This window comes from Chamaesiphon polymorphus CCALA 037, from assembly GCF_003003845.1.
In the GTDB taxonomy this organism is placed as follows: Bacteria; Cyanobacteriota; Cyanobacteriia; order Cyanobacteriales; family Chamaesiphonaceae; genus Chamaesiphon; species Chamaesiphon polymorphus.
In genome coordinates, this window is sequence record NZ_PVWO01000381.1 from 1 (window position 1) to 5700 (window position 5700).

A 5700-nucleotide genomic window follows, 5' to 3' on the forward strand; every position below is an offset into this window, starting at 1 on the left:
AAGCCTTTTAAGTGGACTTACAAAGGCAAACCATTGTGTAATTGAAATGCGTCTTTATTTATGCCGTCCAATACTAGCTTGACAATCTTTTTAATAAAGTAATTTCGATCGGGAGCACTATTTGGTTCGACCGTTAGAAAAATTTCAACTAGATCCGCTCGATCTGCCACCGGACGAATTTCAAAGCGAATATCTGCTTTGATATAACGTGTGTTACCTACACCATAATTTTGGTTGTTCGAGAGACTAAATCGCTTGCCAAAGTCAGTACTATCATTTGGGCGGGGTTGCAGTTTTGGATCTAGGTTGGCATCTTTAAGTTTAAAAGGTGTTTTTTGCACCTGTAAAGTTACCGTCTGAATAGCTTTTGAATCGATGCTTTTGGAGTCGATACTACCAGGATAAGGATCGATCTCCAGCACCCTAACATAATATCCACCCACCTTTTTGATGTTACTAGGATCGAAGTAATCGGAGTAGCCCACTCCCAATCTGAGATCGAAATCACCAAAATTTTTGCCAGCTTGCTGTACATTAAGAGTCACCTTCGCTTCACCAGGCCAAGTACACAGCCTATCTTTACGACAGCGACCGTCTCGAATGCCTAATACCGTAATTTCTAATCGATCGGCACTAAATACAGCTTTAGAGCCTAATGCTACTCGCACGGGTTTACCTAGCTGAGGATTGGCTGTTTCTGTGACAATGGGTGTAGAAAAACCGATCGAACTGGTAGTAACGATCCCAAATAGTACTGCAAAAGTTGTCGCCGCCGAAATTGTGAGCGAGCGAAAAATTGGTGTTGTCATAAATTGATATCGATCGAATAATGCGCGCACATCTAACTAACTACAACTAGCTAATTGCAATTTCCGCAATCAAATTGCATCATCAATGGAGTTAAAAAGTTGGTTCGTGCTCGTTTGCGATAATCGCTCGTGCAGATCGAGGTGAGGTTATAATTTTGTATTATATTCAAGAAGCTACAGGCAATCGACTCGGACAAGTTCAAATCTTTTGACTAAGTTTATAAATGTCAGACTATAAAATTCGTGCTTTAACAAACCAAGATGAGTCAATCTTGTGGACGATGCTGATGTATGCCGCACACGAATCATCGGTAGATACCGTTCGCGAAAATCCTCTGCTCGATCGATATGTTAAAGATTGGGGTAGAAGTGGCGATTTTGGCTTGGTAGCGATCGATAATACACATTCTCTAGGTGCTGCTTGGTTGCGATTATTTTCCAGCGACAATCGCGGATTTGGGTATGTCGAGGAGGGGATTCCAGAACTAGCAATAGCAGTATCGCCCGCAGATCGCGGTCGAGGGATTGGTACTAAATTATTAATGCAGACGATCGACTTAGCCAGCAGTCTCTATCCTGCTATTTCTCTGAGCGTTCGAGCCAACAACCCAGTCATTAACTTATATCAGCGCGCGGGTTTTGTGAAAGTCGATGGTAGCGAAATGCTCAATCGCACTGGCATATCGTCATTCAATATGATTTACCGATTCGCTTAACAGCGCAAATTTGCACCGTAGGTATCGCTTCGAGCGTAGAAAATCGTTAAATCTCGATCGCCATTAGGTGAATACTGTTACCAAAGATCCTACAACCACGCCCTATTCCTGCTAAAATCGATCGTAAATACAGCAGTAACTTGAGTACAAATGCGTATCCTGGCTCTTGTCCCTGGTGGAATTGGCGACCAAATCCTTTTCTTCCCCACAATCGATAATCTCAAAGGACGTTACCCAGACGCAGAAATTGATGTCGTAGTCGAACCTCGATCGACAACGGCATATCGTGTTTCCAAGTCTGTCCACAAAGTTATTCCCTTCGATTTCAAAGACGTTAATGGCCCCGCTGACTGGGGCAATCTTTTGGGCATCATCCGCGATAACGAGTACGATGTCGCCATGTCCTTGGGACGACGATTTGGTGTCGGCTTGCTCTTGTGGTTGACAGGCATTCCCGTCCGTATTGGTTTTGATGTCGGTGCGAGTAAGTTTTTTCTCTCTAACCCTGTCTCGCTCAATCTCAACCAATATGCAGCGCAGATGTTCCACGATCTGGTCAGAGGTTTGGATATAACCGACCCCTGTCCGGCTGTGAGCATTAACGTTCCTAAAGCTGATATCGACTGGGCCGAAGCCGAACAACAACGTCTGGGAATCAAAGATAGTGGTTACGTCCTGATTCATGGGGGCGAAAATAAGCCAGATCCCAGTCTGGGTGTCGATCGCATTTATCCCGTCAAGCAGTGGCAACAGATCGTCAAAGACTTGCAAACTCGGCAACCCAATATCCCCGTCGCGGTCATTAAAGGCCCCGATGATAGCGAGTTTATCGAAGAATTACTGGTACTTTGCCCAACGCTAAAAGTAATCAGCCCCCCAGATATCGGCAAACTCGCAGCCACGATCGCAGGTGCCAATCTAATGTTATGCACCAATAGCGGCCCGATGCACTTAGCTGTAGCCGTCGGTACGTATACGATCGCCCTATTTGGCCCATCCGATCCGGCGAAATTATTACCCGATAACGGTCGCTCGATCGCCATTAAATCCCGCACGGGTAAGCTCGCCGATATTCCACCATCGGATATCTTGGAAAAGATTTGGAAAGGATAGTTGATAGTTGATACTCGATCGCATCTAAAAAGTAGGGTGGGCACTGCCCACCATCCACGTTTCAGACAATAAGAACGATTAATCTACGGGCAACCATTCGACAATAAACATTGGCGTTGACACAGAATTAATCCAAACCATGACTGCGAATCCGTCCAAACTTTCAGCGGTTGCAGCGCGTGAGCTGCCAGCATATCGGTGAGAGCGGGTAGATTGAATTTGCGAGAAATTTCGGTGTGAATGGTTTCGCCCGCTTGAAGAGAAATTTCTAAATCGAGATCCTTGAGCTTGGCTGTCTGAGCAGTCAAACTTCTCAGGTGCATTTCAATCTGGCTGGCGGTGGTATTAAAGAAAGCAAAATGCTCGAAATTATCGAGATTGAAATCACCAGCGAAGCGGTGATTGAGATGGCGCAAAATATTGAGGTTAAAAGCAGCCGTCAAGCCTTGGGCATCGTTATAAGCCGCTTCGAGAATCTCGATCGGTTTTTGGAGGTCTACCCCCAATAAGAAAAATTCACCAGGTTGGAGAGCCTGCTGGACTTGAGTCAGAAACAGATCGCACGATCGATCGTCCAAGTTACCCATCGTACTCCCCAAAAACATCAGCATCCGGTTTTGAACCATTCGGGGCGGGAGATTGGCTAGCGCACGTTCGTAAGTACCCGCCACACCGCAGACATTGAGTTTGGGGTAATCATTTAACAATTGCAGCGCAGTAGTGCGGAGAATGCCAGCACTAACATCGATCGGATAATAATGCAGCGGGTCTTCTAGTTGCGAGTAAGCTGTTAGTAAAGTGTGAGTTTTGCGCGAACTCCCGCTACCGAGTTCGACAAGTTCGCAAGCTCCAGTAAGTGCGACTATTTCCGAGACATAATCATCGAGGATCGCTTGTTCGGTACGGGTGGGATAATATTCTGGCAGATCGGTGATTTGCTCGAATAATTCCGAACCCAGATCGTCGTAGAAGTAGCGCGAGGGTAAAGTTTTCGGGTTACTCCTTAAGCCATCGATAATATCGCTACCTCGTTGGCGTAGCTCCTCAGAATGAGAATCGCTCTCCGGCAAATCGGCATCTAGATTAATCCATCGCAGCCGTTCGTATTCTTTAATTTGAGTTTTCACGGAGGTTTTACCTTTTGATAGCGGATTGTGGTCGAAAGCGATCGATCGTGTACTAAGCTACAAAACGATCTATCTCGATCGTAGCGAAATGTTTCTACTTGTAACCATTTTTCTCGATAAAAACCTCCGATCGACATAAAAATAGGTAGGGATTGCCCTCCTTGTCGATCGATTTGGCTGAGTTGAGTTTGACATTACGCTCTACCCAACATCCAGAACTGGGGAATTAATTCCGACATCAAAATCAGTCAATCGTGCCCCTATGCTACGATGGCGAAGGCGATTTACCACAGAGCGACGTGACCGAGAGGCAAATTTATCACCGCAAGCAGAGCAGACAACCTGAAGACGTGGAGACGGCGAGAAAACAAATAGCCAGCCAAGAACTTTGGGGCGGCCCACCGAAAAATTATTTAGGCAGCGATATTCCTAAGGTTAAAGCTTACATGCACAAATTGCCGTTATCGAACGATCGTCAAACCCAAGAGCGTGGCATTGAGTTTACTACACCGATCGAGGTAGATTCCTATCATCCGCATTTTGCTTACTGGTCGGGAGATAGAGAGGGTGTTCGCAACGAAGATGGGTACGCTAAAATTAAGGTAACGATAACCTTTTGCAACCAATTTGATGAGGTCTATATCGCCAATGAGCAATCTAACGCCGAAAGCTAGTCGGCGGGTGCGATTTGAAGAAGTGACTCCGGCACATGAATATGCCGCATTTTTTAATGTTTCGATCGCATCTTTAGTCGCTCATCTCGGTTTACCCATCTTTGATGGCTATGACGATCTCGACGATCTCCAGTTAGCTTTTTTGACGTTACCATCTGGAGAGACAGTGACATTAGGAGAATACGCTGGCGCACCTGGAACTTCGCTATATGTCGATGTGGCGATGCAGAATATTCCCGAAATTATTTTCGATAGTTGTCGGCAGCTACGGGTATCGCGGCAAGAAATTGAATGGATTCATCCCGATTGGCAAGTAGAGTTCGATTCTCTGCTCGAGACGCTACGCGAACGATTGTATGCCCAGCATGGTGAGGTTGAAGGGATAGATAGAAGCTCCACCATATTATCCCAAAGCAAAGATTACGAACCGATTGATTGTTTCTACTATGCTCTAGACATCTACACTAGAGAAAAATTACCCGAATACTGGGCGACGCTCCAACATAATCTGGGTTTGGCTTACTTCGATCGACTTAAAGGGGAACGACGAGAGAATTTGCAAAAGTCGATCGAATGTTTTAACAAGTCGCTAGAAGTATTTACTCAAGAGGAGTTTCCGGAAAAATGGAAGATGAATCAGATAGATTTACGCACATCAGTTCTTAGATTTAAGATCTTTCAGAAGACGATCGAACAAATTCTTGATAGACCAATTAAATATAAAGATTTACAAGGTTTTGACCTAAGTGGTGCCAACCTAAATTATGCGGACATGTTTGGTGCCAATCTAAATCGTGCCAAATTGGTTGGTGCGAAACTCAGACAGGTCAACTTAAGTAATGCCGATCTGAGTGATGCAGATCTGAGTGGTGCCGATTTGAGTGGTGCTAACCTGAGTGGTGCCAACCTGAGTGATACTACGAAGGTAGACAAGGCTCAATTTGGATATAACCTAGGGATTTCTGAATCGATGCGGCAAGAGTTAATAGCACGAGGGGCAATTTTTGAAGATGTTTCAGGCGATCGATCTGAATCTCGAACTTTAGTTCCTCGCTAATGTCAATCTCTGCTGTGGAATTGTTAATGTCATTTCGGGTTGATAATCATCTCCCATGGATGAGTTTTAGCTTCGTTGCTGCACTGCCCTCAAATGAATTTGGGACTAAGAGCACAAGTTCTCTGAAGAGAACTGATTGAGTGTATTCAGTTCATTTCAATGAACTTTTGTTTTTAGCCCGAACCTGTCTCTTATACACATCTG

At 45.0% G+C, this 5700-nt stretch carries 6 protein-coding genes; 4 read left to right on the plus strand and 2 right to left on the minus strand.

From position 1 onward, the window contains the following. Window positions 1-17: 17 nt before the first annotated feature. Window positions 18-809: a hypothetical protein gene (locus C7B77_RS22275; RefSeq protein ID WP_106310037.1), complete on the minus strand. Its 792-nt coding sequence runs from the start codon at window positions 807-809 to the stop codon at window positions 18-20. Window positions 810-1033: 224 nt separating this feature from the next. On the opposite strand from C7B77_RS22275, the gene C7B77_RS22280 reads away from it, so the two are divergent. Both C7B77_RS22280 and C7B77_RS22285 read left to right on the plus strand, forming a co-directional pair. Continuing rightward, a complete protein-coding gene (locus C7B77_RS22280) occupies window positions 1034-1525 on the plus strand; it encodes a GNAT family N-acetyltransferase (RefSeq protein WP_106310040.1) in 492 nt (163 codons plus the stop codon). A gap of 150 nt (window positions 1526-1675) precedes the next feature. Further along, entirely contained in the window at window positions 1676-2638 is a 963-nt protein-coding gene (locus tag C7B77_RS22285; protein ID WP_106310043.1) for a glycosyltransferase family 9 protein, read from the plus strand. Window positions 2639-2721: 83 nt separating this feature from the next. On the opposite strand, the gene egtD is transcribed toward C7B77_RS22285, so the two are convergent. Next, complete coding sequence (egtD, locus tag C7B77_RS22290) at window positions 2722-3765, minus strand: L-histidine N(alpha)-methyltransferase (protein WP_106310046.1); 1044 nt, start codon at window positions 3763-3765, stop codon at window positions 2722-2724. A gap of 254 nt (window positions 3766-4019) precedes the next feature. Here egtD and C7B77_RS22295 point away from each other — a divergent pair, with 254 nt between their 5' ends. Both C7B77_RS22295 and C7B77_RS31185 read left to right on the plus strand, forming a co-directional pair. Next, window positions 4020-4439, plus strand: a complete 420-nt coding sequence (locus C7B77_RS22295; RefSeq protein ID WP_106310049.1) for a hypothetical protein — start codon at window positions 4020-4022, stop codon at window positions 4437-4439. Continuing rightward, complete coding sequence (locus C7B77_RS31185; protein WP_245894312.1) at window positions 4414-5496, plus strand: pentapeptide repeat-containing protein; 1083 nt, start codon at window positions 4414-4416, stop codon at window positions 5494-5496. Before C7B77_RS22295 ends, C7B77_RS31185 begins: the two co-directional genes overlap by 26 nt. Window positions 5497-5700: the final 204 nt, after the last annotated feature.

Coding starts and splice junctions, on each gene's coding strand:
- C7B77_RS22275 (WP_106310037.1), bottom strand. CDS start 809: ATGACAACACCAATTTTTCGCTCGCTCACAATTTCGGCGGCGACAACT.
- C7B77_RS22280 (WP_106310040.1), top strand. CDS start 1,034: ATGTCAGACTATAAAATTCGTGCTTTAACAAACCAAGATGAGTCAATC.
- C7B77_RS22285 (WP_106310043.1), top strand. CDS start 1,676: ATGCGTATCCTGGCTCTTGTCCCTGGTGGAATTGGCGACCAAATCCTT.
- C7B77_RS31185 (WP_245894312.1), top strand. CDS start 4,414: ATGAGCAATCTAACGCCGAAAGCTAGTCGGCGGGTGCGATTTGAAGAA.